This is a genomic window from Pantoea sp. SGAir0175 (genome assembly GCF_043547855.1).
Genome location: NZ_CP028081.1, coordinates 3,201,867 through 3,226,026, shown reverse-complemented (window position 1 = coordinate 3,226,026; position 24,160 = coordinate 3,201,867). Strand labels below are relative to the sequence as shown.

General features: G+C 54.3%; 21 protein-coding genes and 1 tRNA gene. 15 read left to right on the top strand and 7 right to left on the bottom strand.

From position 1 onward, the window contains the following. Positions 1–5: 5 nt before the first annotated feature. From proA to C1N56_RS15175, 9 genes are all read left to right on the top strand, one after another. Positions 6–1,259 carry a glutamate-5-semialdehyde dehydrogenase gene (proA, locus tag C1N56_RS15215; protein WP_394516839.1) on the top strand — a complete coding sequence of 418 codons (1,254 nt, stop codon included), beginning with the start codon at positions 6–8 and terminating at the stop codon, positions 1,257–1,259. A 353-nt stretch (positions 1,260–1,612) separates the two neighbouring features. After that, positions 1,613–2,344 carry a S24 family peptidase gene (locus C1N56_RS15210; protein ID WP_031279669.1) on the top strand — a complete coding sequence of 244 codons (732 nt, stop codon included), beginning with the start codon at positions 1,613–1,615 and terminating at the stop codon, positions 2,342–2,344. 412 nt (positions 2,345–2,756) lie between these two features. Then, entirely contained in the window at positions 2,757–3,035 is a 279-nt protein-coding gene (locus C1N56_RS15205) for a transcriptional antitermination N peptide (RefSeq protein WP_021507273.1), read from the top strand. A gap of 178 nt (positions 3,036–3,213) precedes the next feature. Beyond that, on the top strand, positions 3,214–3,681 hold the full coding sequence (locus C1N56_RS15200) for a lysozyme family protein (RefSeq protein ID WP_059011010.1): 468 nt from the start codon (positions 3,214–3,216) through the stop codon (positions 3,679–3,681). A 2-nt stretch (positions 3,682–3,683) separates the two neighbouring features. Next, positions 3,684–4,028 (top strand): DUF7940 domain-containing protein, encoded by a 345-nt coding sequence (locus C1N56_RS15195; protein ID WP_031279668.1) that lies wholly within the window; start codon positions 3,684–3,686, stop codon positions 4,026–4,028. Continuing rightward, positions 4,025–4,318, top strand: a complete 294-nt coding sequence (locus tag C1N56_RS15190) for a hypothetical protein (protein ID WP_136547604.1) — start codon at positions 4,025–4,027, stop codon at positions 4,316–4,318. Before C1N56_RS15195 ends, C1N56_RS15190 begins: the two co-directional genes overlap by 4 nt. Further along, the gene (locus C1N56_RS15185) at positions 4,266–4,469 is read left to right on the top strand and encodes a hypothetical protein (RefSeq protein ID WP_125310414.1); all 204 of its coding nucleotides are present in this window, start codon (positions 4,266–4,268) and stop codon (positions 4,467–4,469) included. Before C1N56_RS15190 ends, C1N56_RS15185 begins: the two co-directional genes overlap by 53 nt. Positions 4,470–4,519: 50 nt before the next feature. Beyond that, positions 4,520–6,265: an amylovoran biosynthesis protein AmsF gene (locus tag C1N56_RS15180; RefSeq protein WP_394516838.1), complete on the top strand. Its 1,746-nt coding sequence runs from the start codon at positions 4,520–4,522 to the stop codon at positions 6,263–6,265. Positions 6,266–6,463: 198 nt separating this feature from the next. After that, positions 6,464–6,539, top strand: a tRNA-Thr gene (locus C1N56_RS15175). A gap of 193 nt (positions 6,540–6,732) precedes the next feature. Here the strand turns inward: C1N56_RS15175 and C1N56_RS15170 are convergent. From C1N56_RS15170 to C1N56_RS15155, 4 genes are all read right to left on the bottom strand, one after another. After that, positions 6,733–7,380, bottom strand: coding sequence for a hypothetical protein (locus tag C1N56_RS15170; RefSeq protein ID WP_127833723.1), 648 nt, complete (start codon positions 7,378–7,380; stop codon positions 6,733–6,735). 385 nt (positions 7,381–7,765) lie between these two features. Continuing rightward, positions 7,766–8,236 (bottom strand): hypothetical protein, encoded by a 471-nt coding sequence (locus C1N56_RS15165; RefSeq protein WP_394516837.1) that lies wholly within the window; start codon positions 8,234–8,236, stop codon positions 7,766–7,768. Between the two features lie 105 nt (positions 8,237–8,341). Beyond that, entirely contained in the window at positions 8,342–9,412 is a 1,071-nt protein-coding gene (locus C1N56_RS15160) for an acyltransferase family protein (RefSeq protein WP_394516836.1), read from the bottom strand. Between the two features lie 504 nt (positions 9,413–9,916). Then, positions 9,917–11,335, bottom strand: a complete 1,419-nt coding sequence (locus tag C1N56_RS15155; RefSeq protein WP_394516835.1) for an aldehyde dehydrogenase family protein — start codon at positions 11,333–11,335, stop codon at positions 9,917–9,919. Between the two features lie 104 nt (positions 11,336–11,439). On the opposite strand from C1N56_RS15155, the gene C1N56_RS15150 reads away from it, so the two are divergent. Next, positions 11,440–12,357, top strand: coding sequence for a LysR family transcriptional regulator (locus tag C1N56_RS15150; protein ID WP_336701387.1), 918 nt, complete (start codon positions 11,440–11,442; stop codon positions 12,355–12,357). A gap of 9 nt (positions 12,358–12,366) precedes the next feature. Here the strand turns inward: C1N56_RS15150 and C1N56_RS15145 are convergent, their stop codons facing one another. Beyond that, on the bottom strand, positions 12,367–14,265 hold the full coding sequence (locus tag C1N56_RS15145; RefSeq protein ID WP_394516834.1) for a flagellin N-terminal helical domain-containing protein: 1,899 nt from the start codon (positions 14,263–14,265) through the stop codon (positions 12,367–12,369). A 1,202-nt stretch (positions 14,266–15,467) separates the two neighbouring features. Between C1N56_RS15145 and C1N56_RS15140 the strand changes: the two genes are divergently transcribed. The 4 genes from C1N56_RS15140 (at position 15,468) to C1N56_RS15125 (ending at position 20,450) form a co-directional block, all read left to right on the top strand. Continuing rightward, positions 15,468–16,445, top strand: a complete 978-nt coding sequence (locus C1N56_RS15140) for a glycosyltransferase family 2 protein (RefSeq protein ID WP_059011021.1) — start codon at positions 15,468–15,470, stop codon at positions 16,443–16,445. Positions 16,446–16,461: 16 nt separating this feature from the next. Beyond that, positions 16,462–17,769 carry an oligosaccharide flippase family protein gene (locus C1N56_RS15135; RefSeq protein ID WP_394516833.1) on the top strand — a complete coding sequence of 436 codons (1,308 nt, stop codon included), beginning with the start codon at positions 16,462–16,464 and terminating at the stop codon, positions 17,767–17,769. Continuing rightward, positions 17,766–18,761 (top strand): glycosyltransferase family 2 protein, encoded by a 996-nt coding sequence (locus tag C1N56_RS15130; RefSeq protein WP_394516832.1) that lies wholly within the window; start codon positions 17,766–17,768, stop codon positions 18,759–18,761. The genes C1N56_RS15135 and C1N56_RS15130 overlap by 4 nt, the downstream gene beginning before the upstream one ends. 399 nt (positions 18,762–19,160) lie before the next feature. Next, the gene (locus C1N56_RS15125) at positions 19,161–20,450 is read left to right on the top strand and encodes an HAAAP family serine/threonine permease (protein ID WP_394516831.1); all 1,290 of its coding nucleotides are present in this window, start codon (positions 19,161–19,163) and stop codon (positions 20,448–20,450) included. A gap of 99 nt (positions 20,451–20,549) precedes the next feature. On the opposite strand, the gene C1N56_RS15120 is transcribed toward C1N56_RS15125, so the two are convergent. Then, positions 20,550–22,106: a methyl-accepting chemotaxis protein gene (locus C1N56_RS15120; RefSeq protein ID WP_136547420.1), complete on the bottom strand. Its 1,557-nt coding sequence runs from the start codon at positions 22,104–22,106 to the stop codon at positions 20,550–20,552. Positions 22,107–22,631: 525 nt separating this feature from the next. On the opposite strand from C1N56_RS15120, the gene C1N56_RS15115 reads away from it, so the two are divergent. Continuing rightward, entirely contained in the window at positions 22,632–22,961 is a 330-nt protein-coding gene (locus C1N56_RS15115) for a hypothetical protein (protein ID WP_394516830.1), read from the top strand. A 121-nt stretch (positions 22,962–23,082) separates the two neighbouring features. On the opposite strand, the gene C1N56_RS15110 is transcribed toward C1N56_RS15115, so the two are convergent. After that, a complete protein-coding gene (locus C1N56_RS15110; RefSeq protein WP_021507259.1) occupies positions 23,083–24,045 on the bottom strand; it encodes a chemotaxis protein in 963 nt (320 codons plus the stop codon). Positions 24,046–24,160 lie beyond the last annotated feature (115 nt).

Genomic DNA, 24,160 nt, shown 5'->3' with positions numbered 1-24,160 from the left:
GGATAATGTTAGAACAGATGGGTAAAGCGGCGCGTGAGGCGTCGTACAAACTGGCGGAGCTCTCCACCGAACAAAAAAATCAGGTACTGCTGACTATCGCCGATCGGCTGGAAGCGGAAAGCGCCGACATTCTGGCGGCTAACCAGCAGGATCTGGCCGATGCGCGCACTAACGGCATGAGTGCGGCGCTGCTCGATCGTCTGACGCTCAACCCGCAGCGCCTGAAAGGCATCGCGGATGACGTGCGCCAGGTGTGCCGTCTGGCCGATCCGGTTGGCCAGCTGATTGACGGCGGGCTGCTCGACAGCGGCCTGCGCATTGAACGACGTCGCGTGCCGGTCGGCGTGATTGGGGTGATCTACGAAGCGCGCCCGAACGTCACGGTCGACGTGGCGTCACTGTGTCTGAAAACCGGCAACGCGGCGATTCTGCGCGGCGGCAAAGAGACCTGGCGCACCAACGCCGCCACAGTGCGGGTGATCCAGAACGCGCTCACTGAACATGGTTTACCGGCAGCAGCGGTGCAGGCGATTGAGAACCCGGATCGCGAACTGGTGAATCAGCTGCTGAAGCTGGATCGCTACGTTGACATGCTGATCCCGCGTGGCGGCGCCGGGCTGCACAAGCTGTGCCGCGAAAATTCCACCATTCCGGTGATCACCGGCGGTATCGGCGTGTGCCATCTCTATCTCGACGAAACCATGGAGACGGACGCCGCGCTGGAGGTGATTGTTAACGCCAAGAAGCAGCGTCCCAGCGCCTGTAACTCGCTGGAAACCCTGCTGATTCATCGCGGTCAGGCTGAGCGTTTCATTCCGGCGTTTCTGCAGCGTATGGCGCAGGAGAACATTGCGCTGCACGCCGACGAAAACGCGCTGGCGCTGCTGCAGCAGGGGCCGGCCAGCGTGGTGGCGGTGCAGATGCACCAATACGACGATGAGTGGCTGTCGAACGATCTGAACGTCAAGCTGGTGGCGGACCTCGATGAAGCGGTCGCGCACATCCGCGCGCACGGCACCCAGCACTCCGACGGCATTCTGACGCGCAGTATTGGCAACGCCAATCGCTTCGTGAATCAGGTCGACTCATCGGCAGTGTACGTCAACGCCAGCACCCGCTTTACCGACGGCGGCCAGTTCGGTCTCGGCGCTGAAGTGGCGGTCAGTACGCAGAAACTGCATGCGCGCGGTCCGATGGGCCTCGAAGCGCTCACCACCTACAAATGGATTGGCTGGGGCGACGATACCCTGCGCCGTTAGTTTTCTCTCCGGCATCATAATGGGCACCTGACGCGGTGCCCTTTTTGATCGCTTTCGATCCAGTTATTTCCAGAGCTTTTCGTTTTATTCCTGTCATCTGTGGCGCGCCTGCGGCTTTTCGCCCATTTTTTGCTGTGGGTGCTGGTCTCAGCGTTACAGAACAATCCTGAAAACCCCAGCCAGAACAAGCTGTCAGAGATTCATTACTGGTTTCCACCAGGGCGAAGAGGATAATGATCGTCCAGCTTTATTGATAAAAGCGGTTGGGTAGTAAACTAGCGGTAATATAAAATGAACTGGTAGCAAAAATGAAAATAACATTCAGTCTTTTACTGATGGCAGACTATTAACTGATGGTTAAAAAAGAGAGTACGAGACAAGCTTTTACTGCCAGGCTGATTGCCGCATGCGAGAGCGCGGGAATTGTCGGACATGGACGGAACAAACAGGTCGCTCAGGCACTGCAACAACGGGGATGCAGGATCTCAACTCCAGGGGTCTGGAAATGGTTTAACGCGCAATCCATTCCGGATGACAGTAATCTGCTGGCGCTCAGCCAGCTGTTAGGCGTGCGCGTGGAGTGGCTGCAGTTCGGCATGGAAAAACCGGATGTGGCGCTTGCCCGTCAGCGCCTGATCGATCCGCAGCACATGTTCCGCGTCGAAAGCCTGGACATCGGGCAACGCAGCGCACAGGGTATTGTCGCGCGCGACGAACTGGTCGAGACCATTCAGGCGATTGAATACGGTCTGGATGAGGCGCGCGTGCTGTTTAACGGTCGTCCGGCCGAAAATATCCGGCTGATTGCCCTGAACAGTGACTCCATGGCCGGTACTTTTGCTCCGCGCGATCAGCTGTTTGTCGATATCAGCGTGCACCGCTTCGACGGCGACGGCATCTATCTGTTCAATCTCGACAACCAGCTCTACCTCAAGCGGCTGCAGTTACAGCACAAGAAGGTGGCGGTGATCTCCGACAACAAACGCTACGAGACCTGGTACCTGACGCTGGACGAAGCGGCGTCGCTGCAGGTGATTGCCCGCGTCATCATGAGCCAGGCGCGTGACTATCAGATTCTGGGCTGAGCAGCAGTGCGTTAACCGGCAAAAAAATAATCCGGCTGAAATCAAAAATTTAACTGTCGGTAAATAAAAAATTAACTGTCAGTGTTTGCCAATGCATTAGAACCTGTTAATAATTTGACCATAGATGGACGACATCTCTGCTCCCGGATGAGCCCGCTCTTAAACAATTGAGGCGCTGCACAAGCGCGAGACAACCCACCCAAAGTCAGTGAATTTTGGGATGGGGTGGATACGCACTTAGCAGCGTCGTCAGTTGTCCTCTGCTTTCACTCTCCTCTGCTTATACCTGGCCGTTTTTTACGGCCGGGCAAGCCAGTTGCGGGTGATTGCAGAGGGGCCACGGACGTCCCGGTCTGTGCCGAATCGCCGTGCTCACCACCCCATCGCCAAAGACTCATTCACAGGAGGAGTTATGGCGATTATTCAATATGGCAAATCAGTCTTTAGCGGAAACGCGCGCACCCGTCGCCACCGGCGGCGTCAGCCGCTCAGCCGCCTGAAGCGCAGCATCGACAGTGCCCTGGGCCTGGAGTGTGATGAGATCACCCTGCGCACCGCCGAGCGCATCTGCCAGCGGGAAATCCGCTCCCGGGTAGACCGCGCAGTACTGGCGCCTACGCGGCCCTGCAACGACAACCCCAGCTTTGATAACTGCTGTTTGCCCCACGTTCATCTGTACGCCGTGCGTTAATTCTCTGCTGTTTTCCCAGTTCTGAACGGAACGTTTCACCTTTCCTCACTGTTTAGTTGCGCTTGAGCGTTGCGCTTAACGGCTGCCTGTCGCCCGGCGCAACCGATCAGCGAGGTTTATGTGTTGTGGTTATTTGCGCAGCTTTTCATGCCGTTGCGCCCGTCAAAGAGGAACCGTTATGAGCCAAATCATTGCCATTTTGAATTTCGAAGAGGGATACCGCGAAGCGCCTTACCTCGACACGCAGGGGTTTCCCACCGTTGCGGGCGGTATTCGCATCGGGCCGAAAGGCGCGTCGCTCAGCCACTATATCTTCCGCGTGCCGCGCCGCGTTGGCGACGTGTGGAAGCAGTGCATCGTTGAGGGCAAGGTGCAGGAGATGCAGCAGCGCGCGCTGCTGCAGCAGGCACTGAGTCAATGCAATGAAGCGCGCAGCGATGTGCTGATCAGCATGGCCTACCAGATGGGCGTTGACGGTCTGGCGCTGTTTCGCGGCATGCTCACCGCGGTGACGCAACGCGATTTCGACGCGGCGGCGAACGCCATGCTCGACAGCCTGTGGGCGCGGCAAACTGCGGGGCGCGCCCGGCGTCATGCCGAAGTGATGCGCACGGGCACCTACGACATTTATCGGGGGCTGTTATGAACATGCGCTGGCTGTTGTTCGTTATCGCCGTACTGGCGGCCATCATCCTGCTGCTGTTGCTGCAGCGCTTCACCACGCTGGAGTTTGTTAAACACGCGCGCCTGCTGTTTAAAACCTGGTCGGTGTGGCTGGCGTCGCTGGGTTCGATGCTCAGCGCCTGGGTGCAGTCTTTTCCCTCGTCAGCGCTGGATGCGTGGAACGCGCTGCCGGCGGATATCAAAGAGATCCTGCCGCACAACTATCTCGGCCTGATCGGCGCCTTCATGGTGGCGATGGGCGTACTGGCGCAGTTCGTACGTCAGAAGAACCTGGTGGAGCAGAGAAAAACGCTGGAGGACAAACCATGAGCTTTCTTCTTTCTCAGCTTGCCGGCAGCTGGCACTGGCTGGCGGCGATTGGCGGCGTGATTGCCGCGCTGATTGCCAGCTACGCCGGCGGCAAAAAAATCGGCAAGGTGCAGCAGCAGGCGAAAGCTGATGTTGCGCAGGCCAAAAAGACCGCCGCGCAGGCGGTTGAAGTTAATCAGCAGCAGCAACAGCTGCGTGAGGAGGCCAGACGTGTGGAAACCCGCAACGGTAATCTTGATGACGCTGCTGCTCGTGACAAGCTGCAGCAGTCGAAATACCACCAACCCTGAGGCGCCCGTCGTTATCGACTCCGCCTGTTCGTTATTTTCCCCGATTTACACCCACGGCAATGACGCCGAACGCATGGACATTCGCACCGTGCGCGCCATCAACAACCACAACGATCTCTGGGACCAGCACTGCCGCCCGGCGGCGCACTGACGCTGTTCTCTCGCTTTGTATTGCAAACCTGAAATGCCGAGGAGGCTAAGATGATCGAAGTTAACTCTTTTGCTGAACTGCGTACCACTGTGCCGGCCAAAAACGGCGATCTGGCGTTCCTGCGCCGCTATAACCCGGACTCCACCTTCCGTGGCGGCGGTGATTTCACCGGCTTTATCGGCACCACCACGGCCGCCGATGACGGCGGTACGCTGGCGGTCGGCAATGGCTTTTACTGGAAACGCGTGATCAACGATCCGGCCGACGTCAACGTCTACCACTTCGGCGCGAAAGGGGACGGTTACGCTAACGATACCGACGCCTTTAACCGCATGCTGGCGTGGACGCAGGGCTACAGCGGTAATATCCGTGACCTGCCGGTGCGTTTCCCGGGCGGTAAATTCCTGATTAACCCGATCGACATCAGCGCTACCGAGATCGCCTTTTTTGGTCTGCAGGGGGATGACGTGGAGCTGGGTTCGCTGCCGCGCACCACCATCATCTCCGACAAAAGTGCCAGCACGGTGTTCAAAGTGAAGGCACGGCGGACCGCGATCAAAGGCATCACCTGGCACGGTCAGGCATCGGCCGACGTCACCACCAACAAAGGTACCATTACCGCCGAGATGTGTACCAACGTGCAGCCGTTCTTCGAAAACACCTGCATCGAAGGCACCACGTTAAATATTTACTGTTTCCGCGCGCAAAACAGCGGCGGCACGGTGATTAAAGCGCTGGATACGCTCGACAGTAAATTTGACCAGATCTACACGCTGTGGACCTATGGCCGGGTGTTTGACATTGGCTGGTCGAACTCGCCAAACGGCAAGTGGGACCACTCAACGGCTATCGAGATCTGCAACTGTAACTTCCAGACCGGCTATGGCGACGCCACGCTGTACATGCCGCGCGTGACGCAGGGCATCATGCGTAACGTGTGGATTGAGCACACGCGTAATCCGGGCGATCTGTCGGACGGTGCCTGGAGCATTGATACGCTGAACATTGAGGATTGCGGCACGCCGTTCAATCTCAATAATGCGCGCGTCATCATGCGCCAGATTGGCCTGCAGTCCGGAGCGAAGATCTCGAACGATCTGGCGGGCACGCGCTGGCTGTCGACCTTTGACTACGGCTATCGCCGCGAAGAGCATCACGGCACGCTGATCACCGGCTCATTCCGCGCGGGCTATTACAGCGGCCACAAAGTCACCAACAATACCGACACCGATAACTGGTATCGCCTTGGCCAGCTGTTCTTCCCGACGGCGAATCAGCAGTGGGTGATGGAGCTAATTGGTAAAGCCGACGCCACCCAGCCAACCGGAACGGCCGCCTCGCCGGTCAATCTGGCGGGCACCGGGAAAACGTGGATTAACCTGCAGCGGCTGGAAACGGTATGGGCTGACGCCTGCCATATGGGGCAGCCGGCGGTGCTGGATATTCGCTACAGCCGCGTCGGCACCACGTATGCCGTGGTGTGGGTGAAGCTGCGCGCCAACAGCGGCGACACGCTGATTAACCTGAAGACTACCGGTCCGACGCGTTTTGAAGCCGGCTCATGCTCGCTGTTCCAGCCTGATTTCTCGGTGGTGACGGATACCACCAAAATGGGCACCCTCAAACCGGCGGCGCGCTTTGGCCTGCACAATGGCGTCGCGGGTATTGGGGCTAACGAGAAAGGCGTGCTTACCGTCGCGACGGCAGCAGGTACGCCGACCAATAAAACCACGCCGACGGGCTTTGTGCTGGTCAATATCAACGGTGTCGATCGTAAGCTTCCTTATTACGATTGAGGCCAGCACCTTTTGGCGAGGCTGCGGCCTCGCCTTTTTTTGTGTCTGGCGCGAGAGGGCGCTATTCGCGGCGGTTTCTCCGCGTCAAAATCGTAAGACCAGCCCGGGTGATGCTGAAAAACGCAGCACTTAACCGGCACCATCTTGACTCATCCCCCCGATTTTTCTATGTTTACTCCCCGTAGTTCCCGCCTCAATGCCGGTATAGCTCAGTTGGTAGAGCAGCGCATTCGTAATGCGAAGGTCGCAGGTTCGACTCCTGTTTCCGGCACCACACAACCAAACCTTAAACATCAAGCCGACCAGTCAGGTCTGATGTAGCTACGTTTTATCACGAGTTTTTTGATTCATCAGACAGTATCAACGTAATTGGCACGGCTGATGCCTTAGCCGCTAGCAGACACAATATAAGGGCGGTCGTTAGCTTTTTCGTGTTCATTCCTCAGTTAGATAATAAGAGAATCCTTTTAAAGCTGCGTTTCTGAATTCACCTGTGAATACCAGTTACCCAAATCCAAATTAACGCGCTGTGTATCATGCGGTGCGGCTATGGCTAAAAACTCATCCCGCTTACCCCACCATTCGTTAATGATAAATTGTATGTGGTTGAGCGATAACCAGTGTCCGTCCTTAGTGCTCAAATCATGATTTACTGGAGCAAGTACGGCAATTGCCAGCAAGCCAAAGATCACCCTATCAGAAATTTGCACACTACCCGGCGCGGCTATCAAACTTGTGCTGTTAGTATCACCGTGGAGCACATCAGGCATTAATTCGAAACCCTCAGGTAGATCGTCACCGTGACCATGTGCACAGCGGTGGACACCATAAATTACCTCAGCTGTGTCAGGCCATTCGTCAGGCTTTTGGTCCGCAGAGATCTTAACAGGCCACTTTATTTGCTCAATGTCTAAACCAGGAAAAGACATTGGACGGAGGATAGAGTAGTTTTCGCGCAACGTTGTTATAAATCTCGTGCGGTGTCGGTACATTTCCGGGTGCGTTTTTTTCGAAGTACCATCAACGGCCATACATGCGTGTAGCATTGCGCCGTTCAAGTCGCCGATCAAAAAGTCGTCAATAGACTTACCTACCGAATAGCCAATACCGGCCATAAATCCCCCTCGTTAACTATTTAATTAAACCGCTCTATCACTCTGTGACATCATAAATACACCTCGATGTGAGCAATGTTTTCATCTCTATTTAAATATCTCGAAGCGTTAGATTTAAAAAATAATATGTCAAATATTATAGATGTATTGAGTGGGAAAGAGAATGCACTATTTATGACTATCAACAAAAAAATTAGGGTTTTATAAGCTCGTTATAATAGAATTTGAGTCAGATGCTTATTTCGGTGGTGATGATGGTGGCTTAAGATTACCATCATAATGAATTTTCTTTTTTCATTGTAAATTTAAAATTATTTCCAGTTTCGTTAATAACTTCCAGCGTCAGCTGACCCTCTGTATGCTTTGTTATTTTATAAGCCTGGTTTTATCCATTGGCCATATCATCTTCAATAGTTGGTAATTTTTTATTGTTAATCATTTCCATTTTAATTGGGTCAACTTCAAGGTTATTAAATACCAGCTTAACAGGCCTTGTTTTCAAAATATTTAAAGATGTAATTAACTCCTTATCATATAGTTCCCAGTCTCCTGCACCATCAGAAAGATAATCAATAAATATATCCTTTCCTGAAGCAGATGAGTTAATGGATATATTACCGTGGAAGTTATATTTTCCATTTGAAAAAAATGTTGTTTTGCCATTAACCCTAACGGTATTTCCTTTTTCAGTATAAGAATAGTCAGAGAGCCAGCTTCCCATGATATTGTCATGTCTCTGAGTGGAAGGGCCAGTCGGGTTGTAGTGAGCATAGATTGCGAATGCTGTCGCAATAATCCCACATAAAGACCCCATCACGCCTAAAGTTTTAAGGAATGCAATTTTTTTCAATTTCATGAAATATCACCCATAAAATATACATCATTATAGGGGTAATTTTATCATCATATGGATGTGTTTAACATAGTTAATTAAGCCTTAACTCATCGTGCTAAAATTTTCTTATTTTCTATTTCTATACCTTAATTTTCTAAGGCTGTCATTAATGGGTTTTTCATAGAAGTGATAAAGTATGCAACTTATTCCTATCGTTATACCCATCGTGAAGGCCATGAAGAAAAATGTCGAAGCCATGCTGTCCAGATTATATTTATAATTATTGCTTGCCACGTAAATGCAAATCTGGTGTATCATATATAGCGAGAATGAGGCTTCACCTAAAAAAACTACTGGCCTGTAACTTATGACCCGTGAAATTACTCCCTTTCCATAAGAAAAAATGTAGACGATAAACATCATCGGTATGAGATAAAACAGGTCGTAACGGTACTTCATGCCAACGTTTTTCATGCCATAAGCCATCGCGGCTGTCAGGATGATTAGCGATCCAAACTCCATAGCGGTGGCAAATTTATCTCTGACAATTAACTTACCCGTATCGTATAAACGAAATAGTAGCATTCCGGCCATAAAATCAATTACGCGAAATGCAGGGTTGATGTAATAAGTCCATCCAACGTATTTAGCTGTGTCCGGGATAGCGATCATGTGGTAAACAATCAGCGCTAACATCATCCCAAAAAAAATGATTAATTGCTTGTTGTTCAGTGTCACCAGAAATATAAAGGCAACATAGAAAAACATCTCAGCTGACACGCTCCACGATACCCCGTTAAAGCTAAAAAAATACTGTGGATCTGGAATCAAGCTTTGTACTAAAAAGAGGTTGTAGGCGAACTGATCGAGATGTATTAAACCATAATTATATGAAGGTATATAAAAATATATAGCAATAAAGAGAGTTATGATATGTACCGGGTATAATCTTGCTATACGATTATAAAGGAAATCTGAGACTTTAAATTCCCGTGCTTTGCAATGCTGTTTATGACTATAGGAAATAATAAATCCAGACAGGACATAGAAAAAGGTTACTCCGACAAAACCTTCAAAAAGAATTGAACTAAACCAATTGATTATATGGTTTTTTGAGTCATTCAGCATATGAAAGTGATGCAAAAAAACGCCAAAGGCAGCAATAAACCTTAGTGAAGTTAGAGAATTCAACCTCATTATAATCCCTTTAGTTAATCATCTTGCAGACATAACCAGGTCCTATCGTCTTTTAGGTTTCGCAGAGGTTGCTTATTGCCCAGGACTGCGTTGCATAATTGAGTAACGCTTGTGTTTATTTAAATCAACAGGCGCGACAGTACCGTTTTGTGAAGAGTTGAATGCTAATGATCATCTTCAGGTAATATATTGATCGTTATCAAAAGGAGGCGAAATAAGCGCCGGCGAAGGGCGGGCGCGTACAGTATCAATAAATATTGAGCTAAGACGTAAGTGCTGTTAGAAAGCCGATGAGTGTAGATAGTCACGAAAAACCGGCGCGGTGGCCGGGTTCAAAGATCAGCAAGGGCGACGTCTCTGGCTGCAAATCTCAAATCCCCACGCATAGTGAACAACTCATGGTACGGGGATGTGATGAATGAACTGATTTTTATTCAGGCAGATGCTCAATGATATCTCTTATTGAGCGCCGCAGTGTGATCAACTGCGGCGTTCATATCTTCCTTAACCAGCAATCAGCGCCCTTGGTTCCAGAAACGCGCTGATACCCGCCTGACCCATCTCCCGGCCTATGCCAGAGTGGCGGAAACCGCCGAACGGCGCGCGTGGTTCGTGAGCCAGCGTGTTGATCATCACGCGGCCGGCGATCAGCTGTTCTCCTACGTTGCGCGCATGCTGTTCATCCGCACCGATCACCAGTGCCGACAGGCCGTAATCGCTGTCGTTGGCCATGGCGATGGCTTCGGCTTCATCGCGGTAGGTCAGGATGCTCAGCACCGGGCCAAAAATCTCTTCGCGCGCCAGCGGCATTTCATTGGTGACATCGCTGAACAGCGTCGGGCGGATATACCAGCCGTGGTGCAGCCCGTCCGGGCGGCCGCTGCCGCCGGTCAGCAGGCGCGCGCCCTGTTGTTCGCCAAGCGCAATATAGTGCTGCACGCGCTGCCACTGCTTCTCGTTGACCATCGGCCCGATGGTGGTGCGCGTGTCAGCCGGATCGCCGGAGACCTCCGCAGCGACCGCCGCCGTCAGCGCCTGTTCGAACTCGGCCTTGCGCTGCTCCGGCACCAGAATACGCGTGCCGGCAATACAGGCCTGGCCGCTGTTGATAAAGCCAGCCTGAACCGCCAGCCCGGCCGCCTGCGCGGCATCGGCATCCGGCAAAATCAGCGTCGGTGATTTACCGCCCAGCTCCAGCGTGACGCGTTTAAAAGTGTCGGCGGCGCTACGCAAAATCGCTTTGCCGGTGGCGGTCGAGCCGGTGAAGGAGATTTTCGCCACCTGCGGACTGCGGCTCAGGGCTTCACCGACGCTGGCACCGCGTCCGGTGACGATATTAAACACCCCCGCAGGCAAACCGGCGGTGTGTAGCGCCCTGGTGATCACCTGGGTCTGCAGCAGGCTGAACTCGCTGGGTTTGATCACGGCGGTACAGCCTGCGGCAATCGCGGTTGCCAGTTTGTGGCAGATAAAGCCCGCGTTGCTGTTCCATGGTGTGATCAGGCCGGCAACGCCGAGCGGCAGCATCTGCACCTGCGCGCGGCCTGCCTGTTGTACAAACGGATAGCGTTTCAGCTCTTCAATTACCTGCAGAATCACATCAGCCGGATAGCGGCTCATCCACTCGGAGCGTGCGGTGGGCGCGCCGTACTCCTCAAGGATCGCCGCACGCAGCTCGCTTTCGGCGCGGTTAACCGCATGGTACATCTGTTCCAGCAGGGAAATGCGCTGCGCCACCGTGGTCGCGGCGAAGGCGGGAAACGCCGCCGCGGCTGCCGCAATCGCGCGTTCAGCATCCTGCGCATCGGCCAGACGCGCTTTACCGATTACGCTGCCGTCGGCAGGTTTGATAATATCCAGCCATTCATCGCCGTCAGGAGTGACAAACTGGCCGTTGATATAGATGTGTTCAATCATGTGCATGGCTATGCTCCTTTGCATGTTGCGTGGCGGCAAAATAGCACGCACCACCGGCGGCGATAATCCGCCTCCGCCTGCAAAGGGTATTGCGCAAAACGGAATAATTGATGAACCGGACAGGTCTGACTGAACTGGAAATTGTGCTGGCGGTCGCGCGGCGCGGCACCTTTAAAGCGGCGGCCAGCGAGCTCGAGATGTCGCCTTCGGCGGTGACCAATGCGGTTGCCGCGCTGGAGAAACGACTGGGCGTGCGGCTTTTCAACCGCACCACGCGCAGCGTCGCGCTGACCGATGCCGGACGGCGTTTCAGCGAGAAAATTGTGCCAGCGCTGGCGATGATCCGCAGCGCGGCTGAGGAAGCCGGCAGCGATCCGGGCGATCCGGCCGGTATGCTGCGTCTCAACGTGCCGCCGGAGAGCAGTGCACTGTGGTACGCATCGATATTGCTGCCGTTCCTGCAGCGCTATCCACGCATTCGCGTCGATATTTACAGCCAGAAAGAGCGGGTGGATATCGTGGCCGACGGCTTCGATGCCGGCATTCGGCTGGCAGAGGACGTGCCGGGCGATATGATTGCCGTCAGGCTGACGCCGGAAATGCGCATGATTGTGGTGGCCGCGCCAGCTTACCTCGCACACGCGGGCACACCGCAGACGCCAGAGGCGCTCGATCAGCATCAAACCCTGTGTATGCGCATGGCGGACGGCAGCGTTTACCGCTGGGAGCTGAGCCAGCAGCAACAGCGTTATCGGTTGCAGGGCGAGCCGCGTATGGCGGCCAGCGACATGAGCGCCATCCACCAGGCGGCGCTGGCGGGTCTGGGCATTGCCTGCATGACGGAACAGCAGGTTGCGGCGGATGTGCAGGCGGGCCGACTGGTGCACCTCTTGCCCGGCTGGCAGGTGCCCCTCGGTGCGCTCTGCCTCTACTATCCGGGACACCGGCTGGTGCCGCCGGCACTGCGGGCGCTCACCGACTTTGTGCGTGAGCAGCGTGATGCTTCTGCCTCATCTGAAGCCGGATGACGTCCTTTATCAGGCGTTCAGTAACTTCAGCACCTGCTGCGGCAGCTGATTAGCCTGCGCCAGCAGGGCGCTGCTGGCCTGCTGCAGAATTTGCTGGCGCGACAGGCTGGAGACTTCCGTGGCGTAATCCGCATCCTCAATACGGGAGCGCGATGCCGCAATCGCGGCGGTCGCGTTACCCTGCAGCGTTTGCGCCGAGAGCAGCCGGTTAGCAACGGCGCCCAGGCGGGTGCGCTGACTGTCGATTTGCCCGATAGCGCGATCCAGCGTGGCAAGCGGATCGTCCGGATGCTTCAGGCGGATCTCTGAACCGGTCTCGGCCACGCGCAGCGTCGTAAAGTTGGTGGAGGCATCGGTCACTGACGACAAAGCCGCCTGGAAGTAAATCTGCACGTCACCCACGCCCTGCAAGGTTTTCAGCATCAGGTTGCCGCTGCTGTCACTGCGGACGAAGGTGGCGGTTTTATCCAGATTGCCGTTCGGCACATCCATGTAGTAATTGCCGTCGGCGTCGAGTTTCAGCACATCATTACTGCTGTTGCCATCGACATCGGTATAGCGCACATCCACATTGGCCGGATCGAGCGTGATGTAAGAGGTGCCGGTCACGCTGTTTACCGCACTGAAGCTGTTAATGCTGCTGGCGCTGGTCGCGACGATGCTCAGGGCATTACTGGTGCCATCCGAGGTCGCGCTGACGGCGGCGTTGTAATACTGGTAGTTACCGCCGCCGTTATCCACTTCCATTACATACTGCCCGCCGCTGGTGCGCAGCAGACGGCCATTGCTCACCGCGTTGCCGCTGGCATCGCTAAAGCTAAGGCTGGCGGTGCTGGTGTCGATCGCTGGCGTGTCGGTCACCGTGGTCGGCAGGGTGGCGAAATCGCTGTCGGATTTGGCGGCACCGCCGGTCATGCGTGCCGTTACCGCGCCGCTGCTGCCAAAGCTGAGCGTGGCCGGATACCAGCGGTTGTTCTGCTCAATATAATACTGGCCATTATCCTGCGTTAACGTGGCTGCGGGCGTGGTGCTCAGCGCGCTGCCGCTGCTGTCCTGAAAATTAACCGCCGGGATGGTGCGCGACGCAATGCTGCTGACGTTGCTGTACAGCGGCGCCGGATTGCTGCGGCTAATCGAGACGTTACCGGCAGCCGTGGCGGTGTCCCAGCGCGCACTGACGGCGGCCAGATAATAGACCGGCTTGCCGTCGGCGTCGCTGCTCTGCACGTACTGGCGGTTATCACCACTACTGCGCACCAGCTGCGGTGAGCCGCTGGCGGGCACATAGTTTACGGTGATCGCCGGGTTGCTGAACGCCATATTGGTGGCGAGGCCGGTGAGGGTAGTGACATTGGTCACTTTGCCGCTGATGCCGCTGATCACCAAATCCTTAAGTCCCAGCGCCTCCACGCTGAAGCCGGGCGCCGACAGGTCGAGACTGATTTTCTCGTTGTCATTAGCGCCAACCTGGAATCCCAGCTTACCGGCGCTGCCATCCAGCAGCCTGATGCCGTTAAAGCTGCTGCTGGTGTTGAGCCGGTCAATCTCTTTCAGATTGAGGTTAATCTCTGCCTGGATGGCGTCCGAGTCGCTCTGCGAATTGGTGCTATTTAATCCCTGAACCGCCAGCTGGCGAATCCGCTGCAGGCGGTTATTGATCTCATCCAGCGCGCTTTCCGCGGTTTCGACCAGTGACAGGCCGTCACCGGTATTACGCTGCGCCACCGCCAGGCCGTTCTGCTGGCTGCTAAAACGGTTACCAATCGCCTGACCTGCCGCATCGTCACGCGCGCTGGTGATGCGCATACCCGACGATAAATGGCGGATCGCATCGCCCAGCGCCGCGCCACTTCTGGCAGATTGCTTGCTGGCGTTGAGGGCAGACAGATTGGTTTGCAGGCTGATCATTTCCGGGCTCACTGATAAATACACTGATAGCGTTATCGGCATTTACCGGCTTTCTTTAAAAAAATATTTGGCCTAAGTCACGTCAGCGAAGCGCTGATTGTTAAAATAAGCAGCATGAAATCGCGCTAAGTTGAGTTTGTGGTGCGGTAAGGATCTGTATTTTTCTGCACGACGCTAATTTATAGAGGCAGCGCTTGACGACTACTAAAAATAGCAGGTCAGCAGAATGAATAAAGATTATTACTGCTTAAGCGGGACGGCGAGGGCGTAACCCATTGCGATAACAACCGCTTAGGATGCTACTGGACTTATCCGCCGGTTTCCCTGCTCTTATTCCTGGTCAGCAGCGCGCGCCGCCCTTATCAATCGCCGCGGTTGCGCTTTATCCATGCTAATCAGTCAGCGTGAAATAAGGCGGCGGGGCGGGTGAGTAAATTCCGTTTTGGTCTGGAAGGCATTGACCTTATAACTGCGCCTGGTAAGAATGCGGTAAAAGTTTTGAATCAGATCGCAATTTTTGGCCTTGTGCCATTTGCAGTCCGGCTGCGATAGCCGGACTGAATTAACGCCACTTGCACCCCGCGCCGCGCAACACACATCGCGGCGTAATAAAAGTGCAGGGCATACAGCAAATATCGTTAATGTCGTGACGCTCGTTGCGAAGGCCCGTCGAAAGATGCACCTTTTCAACCGCGGTCGGCAGTTCCCGTTCTCCTGATGCGGCAAAAAATAGCTGGAGAGGTAGCGCCGATCAGGATAACGAATAAACCTCTATCTGATAAATGTTTTACCCGGCAGCAACGCAATAAATACGTTGCTGTGCAGGAGATGTTGGGGCTAACTGGCTGATAAATAACTGAACTCTGCGGAGTGCAGCGCCCCTTCTTTACGCCTGAAAATGCACCAAAGAGAATTCCAGCACGCTGGTCGCTGTAAGCCAGGGGCGGTAGCCTGCGGTTTTTAACCTTTAAATCGCCAGATAAACCTGACCTGAATATATAGCGAAATTCTTATCTGGCGCCAGCGAAAAATAGTCTTATTCCGGCGGTCATATTTTGCTGAGGAAACTCTGAAAACAGCGGTGTATTAATGTTAAGCCGCATGAAAGCATAGGCCGTTAAACGTTAAGCATTAACGGTTCAGTATCGATTTTTATTTGTCACGGCGGGTTCAACCCCCAATAAATTATGTTTTGAGGTCATATGCAAACTCCCGTTAACGACGTGCTGATTAGCGTCATTGTGCCGGTGTATAACGCCGCAGCTTATCTGGAAAGATGCATCGACAGCCTGCTGCAGCAGGATGAGGTTCGCTTTGAGGCCATTTTTATTAATGACGGCTCCAGCGATGACTCGCTGGCGATCCTGCAGCGCTACGCCGGTTATCCGCAGTTTCACCTTATCAGCCAGGCCAACGCGGGCGTCTCGGCGGCGCGCAACCGGGGCATTCGCGCCTCGCGCGGCCGGCTGCTGTGTTTTTTAGACGCCGATGACTTTCTGCCGCCCCAGGCCTTCTCGACGTATGTGCGGCTGATGAGTGATGAAACGGCGATGGTGGTGGGCGAGTCACAACACTTCAACCCGGACGGCGCACCGCTGGATTTTCCCGCCAACCGTGAGCAGGCGCACGCGCTGTCGGTGTCGGCGGCGATTAACGATCTGCTCTATTACCACCCGCGCCACGGTATCTGCGACAAGGTGTTTCGCGGCGATGTCATTCGTCAGCACCGGCTGCGGTTCAACGAAGAGATTGCCAATTTCGAAGACCTGCTGTTTGTCATGAACTACCTGCATCTGCAACAGGATCGCCAGGTAGTGATGACGCAGCGGGTGGTTTATCACTACGTCAAATCCACGCACTCCGCCACGCGTTCGGCGCTGCGGGAAAAACATTTCTCTTTTGCCCGCTCGTTCAGCGGCATGAAAGCATTTTTATCGAGCCAGCATTATCGCTGTTATTACCACCTCTATTTAAAAGTCACGGCGTCCTACATCCACAAAGGGCTGCACAGCGACAGCCTGAGCCGCGCCTTTATTGATGAATACATCACGCTCTATCGCCGCAGTTTCCGCAGCTGGTGCTCCGCCGGACCGCTATTAAATCCGTGGAGCCTGTACTTTGCGCTGTTTTTCATTAGCCCGCGCCTGGTTTCACGGCTGCGCCGGCTGGCAGAGAAATAATCGCACCGGAGGCGTTGTGAAAGACAAATTAAAAAACTCCATGTGGATGATTGCCGAAAAGCTGATTGCGGTATTCGGCCTGATCTTTGTCACCTCCTACGTGGCGAAATACGTCGGGCCCACCACCTTCGGCATTATCTCCATCGCCATGCTGGTATTTCAGTTTATTCAGACCATCGCACTGATGGGCAGCGATGTGATTTTGCTGAAACGCATCGCGCAGAATCATCACTCCGGCCTGCGCCTGATGATGGCGACCTTCCTGCTGGTACTGGTGCTGTATTGCGTGCTGTCGATTGTTGGCATGGCGATTATGGAAGAGGAGTGGAACGCCGACGCGCTGGTCTTTATCTGCGCGGCAGCCATTGCCTGCCTGTTCTCATCCATTGACCTGGTCAATATTTACAACGAAGCGAGGCTCAACGCGCGTCTCAATGTGATTGCCAACGTCATCGGTCTGGCGATCAGCCTGACGGTGCGCTTTCTGATCTCCTATTACCAGCTGGAACCGGCCTGGCTGGCGATTCCGATTGTGCTCGCCACCTTTATTCCTTTCACCATCAAGTTAACGCTGTTTCTGCTGTATGAGCGGCGTGCACCGCTTCCGGCGCTGCGCCACGTGAAAAAGTATTCGCGCTACATGCTGGTGTCCGGCATGTCGCTGATCTTCTCTGCGATTGCCGTTGCGCTCTATACCCGCGTGAATCAAATCAGCGTCTCTTATTTTCTCGGCGTGAAAGAGGCGGGCATTTTTTCCGTGGCGCTGACGTTGTCGACCGCCTGGGTATTTTTACCCAGCGCGCTGCTGGCGTCGTTTTATCCGGCATTTTTTGCCGAGCGGAATGACCAGCAGGCGATCGTCAAAGCGCAGAAACTGCATCTGCTGGTGATTGGCGTTTCCGCTGCGGTAATTGTGGCGATCTGGCTGCTGTCGGGCTGGTTTATTCGTGACTTCTACGGTGAGCAATATCTTGATGCCGTCGCGCCGACGTTATTACTCAGCCTCGGTGCGATGTGCGCGGTGCTGAGCAGCGTCATGGATCGCTTCATCATTAAATATAACGGCTATCGCTATCTGGTGAAGAAAACCTTCGCGGTATTAGTGATTTGCCTGCTGTCGTCGCTGCTGCTGGTGCCGCATTTCGGCTTAACCGGTGCCGCCATGAGCGTGGTATTAACCGAGTTTTTATCGTTCTCCCTGCTGAATTACTTTTTCCCGGCACAGCCGGTCATGCGTATTCATCTGATCTTTTTCAACCCCAGGAAACTATGGCAGCTCTTTAGCACTATCAAAACCTCAGACAGTAAAGAGAGTTTATCATGAATGAAAAAACGCTATTTAGTATTATCATTCCCGTCTATAACGCGCAAAACACTATCCGGCGTACGCTGCAAAGCGTATTAAATCAAACCTTCAGTAGCTATGAAATAATTGTTGTCAACGATGGCAGTCGCGATAACAGTGCCAGAATTTTGCAGGAATTTGCTCACTATCCGCAGGTTACGGTGCTTAATCAAATTAACGCAGGCGTCAGTGCGGCTCGTAATAGCGGGCTGCAGCAGGCCAGCGGGGAATATGTCCTGTTTCTCGATTCGGATGACTGGGTTGACGATAACTTTCTGATGAGTTTCAAACTCAATCTCAATGCCTGGCCGGCCGAAGCGGTGGACTTAATGGTCGGCAATCTCAACGACAACCGTATCGGCAAAGTCTCGCAGGCGGGATTCTTCAGCCAGCAGGATATTCCTTACGTGCTGGGCGAGCTGGAGATGAGCGACAACATTGGCTATCTGCATAATAAATGTTATCGCCGCCAGATTATTGACGATCTTCATCTGCGCTTCATGGAAGGCGTCTCGATGAGTGAGGACCTGCTGTTTAACCTGAAGTTTTTCAGCTGCGTCAGTAATTTTCTCATTACCCCAGGCGCGGCTTATCACTATGAGGATGTGGCGGGATCGCTGTCGAAACGTAAAGTGCAGTACAGCGAACTGAAAGTGCGTAAACAGTCGCTTACCGATTTGTACGATTCGATTGTGGAAAAGTACGCGTCGGGTAATCTCGACCATTTTTTAAAAGCGATCTCGAAACGCGTGCTGGCACTGGATATGCAGATTGTCACCGCCATGTATCACGCCTCGTTTTCACCTGCCGATATTGCGCAGGAAATTAATCAAATCAAGCGCGGAAAATATTCTAAAGGTATTTTTACGCTGCTGAATAAAAATGAAAAACTGAAGTACATGATTATCAATTTGAATACTATCACAGCGTACTATTTCCTTTACGCCCTCTACAGAATGCGGGCGTTCTGATTTTCAATTCTCCCGGCGTTATCCTCTGGCGAAGTACAGCATTGCCCGAGGCTAGCTGCCGGGGGAGTTTCCTTCACAGCGCTCTGCTGCTGGCAACATCCCCGCACTTCATTCTCCCGCTCACGTCCACTTCGCGCTGTGTCTTGCACTCCTGACGCTTCTCAGGTCAAATAGCGCCCCAGGCAATCGATTGCGTGCGTGTTTTGTGCGTTATTGTTGCTTTTATCGCCATCTCGCGCATTTTTACCGCCTTTGTGATGCATGTCTTGCGTTGCGGCAATCCACGCCGGGCAAAAACGGGTAGCATAGGCGCGTTTTGTTAAGCGACCGCACGCTGCAGGCCGCCGCGAATTTTTAGCCGTCGTTCCGGCTGCATTTGAGACAATTTTGGAGAGACAGATGGATAACTCACAAACCGGTACCCTTGGTACGGTGGAGGCGGCAGCAACCGGCTGGCGCAAGAGTGATACGGTGTGGATGCTGGGCCTGTACGGCACCGCGATTGGCGCAGGGGTACTGTTTCTGCCGATTAACGCCGGCGCGGGTGGGTTGATTCCATTACTCATCATGGCGATTCTCGCCTTCCCGATGACCTTCTTTGCGCACCGTGCGCTGACGCGCTTTGTGCTCTCCGGCAAAAATCCCGGTGCGGATATCACGGACGTAGTGGAAGAGCATTTCGGTGTCGGCGCCGGTAAGATCATCACGCTGCTCTACTTCTTTGCCATCTACCCGATCCTGCTGATGTACAGCGTAGCGATCACCAATACCGTGGACAGCTTTATTGTGCACCAGCTCGGGCTGGTATCGCCGCCGCGTGCGCTGCTGTCGCTGATTTTGATCGCTGGCATGATGACGGTGGTGCGCTTCGGCGAGCAGATGATTGTCAAAGCGATGAGCGTGCTGGTGTTTCCGTTTGTGGCAGTGCTGATGTTGCTGGCTGCGTATCTGGTGCCGCACTGGCACGGTGCGGCGCTGGAGACCTTATCGTTTGCGCAAAGCGGTAGCGACAGCAGTATCTGGATGACGCTGTGGCTGGCGATTCCGGTGATGGTGTTCTCCTTCAACCATTCGCCGATTATCTCGTCTTTTGCCGTGGCGAAACGCGCCGAGTACGGTGCCGGCGCGGAGAAGAAGTGTTCACGCATTCTCGCCAGCGCCCATCTGATGATGGTGGTGACCGTGATGTTCTTTGTGTTCAGCTGCGTGCTGAGCCTGTCGCCCGCCGATTTACAGGCAGCAAAGGCGCAGAACATCACCATTCTGTCCTATCTGGCGAACCACTTTAACGTGCCGATGATTGCCTGGATGGGGCCGATTGTCGCCATCGTGGCGATCACCAAATCGTTCCTCGGCCACTATCTGGGCGCGCGTGAAGGCTTCAACGGCATGGTGGCGAAGTCGCTGCGCAGCCGCGGCAAAACCATCACGCCGCAGAAAATGAATCGCCTGACCACGCTGTTTATGCTGCTGACCACCTGGCTGGTTGCCACACTGAACCCGAGCATTCTCGGCATGATTGAGACGCTGGGCGGGCCGGTGATTGCGATGATTCTGTTCCTGATGCCGATGTACGCTATTCATAAAGTCCCGGCGATGCGCCAGTACAGCGGCAAAGTCAGCAACCTGTTTGTGGTGCTGGTGGGGATTCTGGCGATTTCATCCATCGCTTATTCGCTGATGAATTAACAGCAGGGCGCGGTGCGCCGGACCCGATGCGCACCGCCAAGACAACGCCTGCGACACTGAACGGCCCCGTCTGACGCATGCAGATCGGGGCTGTCTGTTTTAAACCGCAGCGGTTTTAAACACGCTCATCGACTGCGCCAGACGATCGGCCTGCTCCTGCAGCGCCTGAGACGCAGCGGACGCTTCCTGCACCAGCGCGGCGTTCTGCTGCGTCACCGCTTCCATCTGCGTAATGGCCTGATTGATTTCACTGATGCCGCTGCTCTGTTCGCTGCTGGCGATGGTGATTTCGCTCATGATCTCCGCCACGCTGCTTACGCTATTGACGACCTCACCAATGGTCGAACCGGCGTGCGTCACCAGACGGCTGCCTTCATCCACCTTCGCCACTGAGTCTTCAATCAGCACTTTGATCTCTTTCGCCGCGGAGGCAGAGCGCTGCGCCAGGTTACGCACTTCGGTGGCGACGACGGCAAATCCGCGACCCTGTTCACCAGCGCGCGCCGCTTCGACCGCCGCGTTGAGCGACAGGATATTGGTCTGGAAGGCGATAGAGTCGATCACGCTGATGATATCGACAATCTTCTTCGAGGAGAGGGCAATCGCCTCCATCTTCACAATCACCTGCTCCATCACTTCACCGCCTTCTTTGGCGACGCCGGAAGTTTTCGCCACCAGCGAGTTGGCTTCGCGCGCATTGTCGGCGTTGTGCTTCACGGTAGCGGTCATCTGCTCCATCGCGGACGCCGTCTCTTCCAGCGAGCTGGCCTGCTGTTCAGTGCGCGAAGAGAGATCGATGTTGCCGCTGGAGATCTGGCTGGACGCCACGGCGATGGTGTCGGATCCGGCGCGTACATCGGAAACAATGGTCAGCAGGTTATCGTTCATCGCCTGCAGAGCCTGCATCAGCGCGCCCGTTTCATCTTTGCTGCGTATTTCAATGCGCGAGCTGAGATCGCCGGCAGCCACTTTGCTGGCGATGGTCACCGCTTCATTCAGCGGATGCACAATCGAACGGGTCAGCAGCCAGCCCATCACCACGGCAGCGAGAATGGCGAGCGCGGAGAACACCAGCGTGACTTCAATCGCCGTGGTGCCATCGTCGATAATGCCGGCGCCTTCCTGCTGGAGCTGCGAGGACTGGGAATCAGCAAATGCCACCGCCAGGTCGAGGTAGGCATTCTGCACGGCGGTAATTTTTTTCAGTACGTAGTAGCTGGCGTCATCGGCTTTACCGGCCCGCACCAGATCCAGCACCTCATTTTTCTGCTGTTCAAACTGCTGACTGGCAGCCAGCAGGCTGGCAATTTTCTTCTTGCCCACGGCGGTAATCTGAATCGCTTCGATCTTCTTCATCGCCGCGTTGGTACGGGCGGTGGCGTCTGCCAGCTGCTGAAAGCGCTGCACGTTGAACTGCGGTCGGGTGGTATCGATGACGATGCCGCGCAGGTATTTGATCTGATCGTTGACGCCATCGCGCACGTCAAAGCCGAGCCGCACTTTTACATAGCGATCTTCCACAATCGAAGTAATGCCGCTCTTAATGTTGTTGATCTTCATGATTGAGGTGATACCAATCACCACCAGTAGTGCCACCACTAAGCCAAAGGCGATGCCCAGACGGACGCCGACCTTCATATTCTTTAAGCTCAACATTGGATCTCCCCGCAATGCCAGAATGCTGTTGTATTAAAATGGAAACGCAGACGATGGGTCTGCAATATGTCGATGATGTGTAAAGGAAAGATTTTTTGCCATTGCGACGAGACGGGTCTGGCGCCACCAGCGCAGGCGCTAAAGTTATCGGTTGCTAATGTTTTAACTTTAATTTTTTAGGGATTTGTCACAAAACGGTTAAGAGGTCTTAAGGTTGATTAATCACTGGTCGTAATTAGCTGGCGTCACGGCCTGTGCCGGTGCGCAAAATTGCGCACCCTACAAAAACGCGCAGAGGCGGATGCGATATCTGCATTATCCCGTCGCACAAACCGTAGCGGCGCGATTCATCGCGCATTTTATTTCCCGCACCGCGGCGGAATGCGCAATAAATTGCGCCGCTACCACCCGTGCGGTCATCAGCGGCATCACATGAAAGGAATATTAGTCACCCGTGCGGTTATCAGCGGCATCTTATGAAAGGAATTTCTGCGCGATACGTCGCGCCATCATGATTCATTGCGGATGGGATATCTGCATTATCCCGTCGCACAAACCGTAGCGGCGCGATTCATCGCGCATTTCATTTCCCGCACCGCGGCGGAATGCGCAATAAATTGCGCCGCTACCACCCGTGCGGTTATCAGCGGCATCACATGGAAGGAATATCTGCGTGACACGTCGCGCCATCATGATTCATTGCGGATGGGATATCTGCATTATCCCGTCGCACAAACCGTAGCGGCGCGATTCATCGCGCATTTCATTTCCCGCACCGTGGCGGAATGCGCAATAAACTGCCCCCTGCAAAAAACGCGCAGAGACCCTGTAGGGTCACCATTCATGGTGACCTAAGACGATTAATAGATCAGTAAGACAGGATAAATACGTCGTTACGGTAACGCTGCTGAAGGCAGGCGAGCGGGCACAAAAAAGGCGCGAACATCGCGCCTGAGGGGATAATCGGTGTAAGCGCTTAGCGCTTCTTCTCCAGCACGCGATAAATCACGCTGGAAAGCTCGTTGATTTCAAACTTAGCGACGTAACCGTCAGCGCCCACTTTGCGCACGTGATCTTCGTTGGCGCTGCCTGAGAGCGAAGAGTGAATCACCACCGGAATCTGCCGCAGCGCGTCGTCGCGCTTGATGTTACGCGTCAGGGTAAAGCCGTCCATCTCCGGCATTTCGAGGTCGGTCAGCACCAGCGCGATTTTGTCGTGAATCGACTCGCCGTTAGCCTGCGCTTCTTTCTGCATCTCGCTGATTTTAATCCACGCTTCAAGCCCGGTATTGTGCATGATGGCCGGAATGCCCATGCTTTTCAGCCCCTGTTCCAGCAGCTGACGCGCCACTTTGGAGTCTTCAGCAACAATCGCTACCTGGCCGGGTTTAAGGTTGAAATTCTTCGCCGTCTCTTCGCTCGGCTCGACGCCACGCACCGACGGAATGATGTCATACAGAATCTGCTCGACATCGAGCACCAGTGCCAGATTGTTGCTCTGACCGTCGGTGTCCAGACAGGCGATGCTGGTGATGTTACGGCTGCCGATACCCGCTTCCGCCGTGTGCACCTGATTCCAGTCGAGACGCACAATGTTCTCCACCGATTCCACGGCAAATGCCTGGGTGCTGCGCGCGTATTCGGTCACCAGCAGCAGGTTGAGGCCGGTTTCCGGTTTGCAGCCGGTTACTGCCGGCAGGTCGATCACCGGAATAAACTGGCCGCGAATGCTGGCCATGCCGAGCAGCGGTGAATTCATGCCAGCGGCGCGGGTAATCGTCGGCATCGGCACAATTTCACGCAGTTTAAATACGTTGATGCCGTACAGCTCAGACTTGCCTTTCAGCCGATCGGAACCCAGCCGGAACAGCAGCAGTTCGAACTTGTTAGAAAGCGCAAGGTTGGCGCGTTCATCGATCTCTTTCTGAAAATTATCCATTGTGGCCTCGGGGCAGAATCTGGGCGGAGTAAAGGGCAGGGCAATAGCGCCATGATTAACTTATCGGCAGCGGAGGAAAAAAATGAAGGGAAGGGCGATGAAAATTTAGCGTAAG

Coding starts and splice junctions, on each gene's coding strand:
- proA (WP_394516839.1), top strand. CDS start 6: ATGTTAGAACAGATGGGTAAAGCGGCGCGTGAGGCGTCGTACAAACTG.
- C1N56_RS15210 (WP_031279669.1), top strand. CDS start 1,613: ATGGTTAAAAAAGAGAGTACGAGACAAGCTTTTACTGCCAGGCTGATT.
- C1N56_RS15205 (WP_021507273.1), top strand. CDS start 2,757: ATGGCGATTATTCAATATGGCAAATCAGTCTTTAGCGGAAACGCGCGC.
- C1N56_RS15200 (WP_059011010.1), top strand. CDS start 3,214: ATGAGCCAAATCATTGCCATTTTGAATTTCGAAGAGGGATACCGCGAA.
- C1N56_RS15195 (WP_031279668.1), top strand. CDS start 3,684: ATGCGCTGGCTGTTGTTCGTTATCGCCGTACTGGCGGCCATCATCCTG.
- C1N56_RS15190 (WP_136547604.1), top strand. CDS start 4,025: ATGAGCTTTCTTCTTTCTCAGCTTGCCGGCAGCTGGCACTGGCTGGCG.
- C1N56_RS15185 (WP_125310414.1), top strand. CDS start 4,266: ATGACGCTGCTGCTCGTGACAAGCTGCAGCAGTCGAAATACCACCAAC.
- C1N56_RS15180 (WP_394516838.1), top strand. CDS start 4,520: ATGATCGAAGTTAACTCTTTTGCTGAACTGCGTACCACTGTGCCGGCC.
- C1N56_RS15170 (WP_127833723.1), bottom strand. CDS start 7,380: ATGGCCGGTATTGGCTATTCGGTAGGTAAGTCTATTGACGACTTTTTG.
- C1N56_RS15165 (WP_394516837.1), bottom strand. CDS start 8,236: ATGAAATTGAAAAAAATTGCATTCCTTAAAACTTTAGGCGTGATGGGG.
- C1N56_RS15160 (WP_394516836.1), bottom strand. CDS start 9,412: ATGAGGTTGAATTCTCTAACTTCACTAAGGTTTATTGCTGCCTTTGGC.
- C1N56_RS15155 (WP_394516835.1), bottom strand. CDS start 11,335: ATGCACATGATTGAACACATCTATATCAACGGCCAGTTTGTCACTCCT.
- C1N56_RS15150 (WP_336701387.1), top strand. CDS start 11,440: ATGAACCGGACAGGTCTGACTGAACTGGAAATTGTGCTGGCGGTCGCG.
- C1N56_RS15145 (WP_394516834.1), bottom strand. CDS start 14,265: ATGATCAGCCTGCAAACCAATCTGTCTGCCCTCAACGCCAGCAAGCAA.
- C1N56_RS15140 (WP_059011021.1), top strand. CDS start 15,468: ATGCAAACTCCCGTTAACGACGTGCTGATTAGCGTCATTGTGCCGGTG.
- C1N56_RS15130 (WP_394516832.1), top strand. CDS start 17,766: ATGAATGAAAAAACGCTATTTAGTATTATCATTCCCGTCTATAACGCG.
- C1N56_RS15125 (WP_394516831.1), top strand. CDS start 19,161: ATGGATAACTCACAAACCGGTACCCTTGGTACGGTGGAGGCGGCAGCA.
- C1N56_RS15120 (WP_136547420.1), bottom strand. CDS start 22,106: ATGTTGAGCTTAAAGAATATGAAGGTCGGCGTCCGTCTGGGCATCGCC.
- C1N56_RS15115 (WP_394516830.1), top strand. CDS start 22,632: ATGGGATATCTGCATTATCCCGTCGCACAAACCGTAGCGGCGCGATTC.
- C1N56_RS15110 (WP_021507259.1), bottom strand. CDS start 24,045: ATGGATAATTTTCAGAAAGAGATCGATGAACGCGCCAACCTTGCGCTT.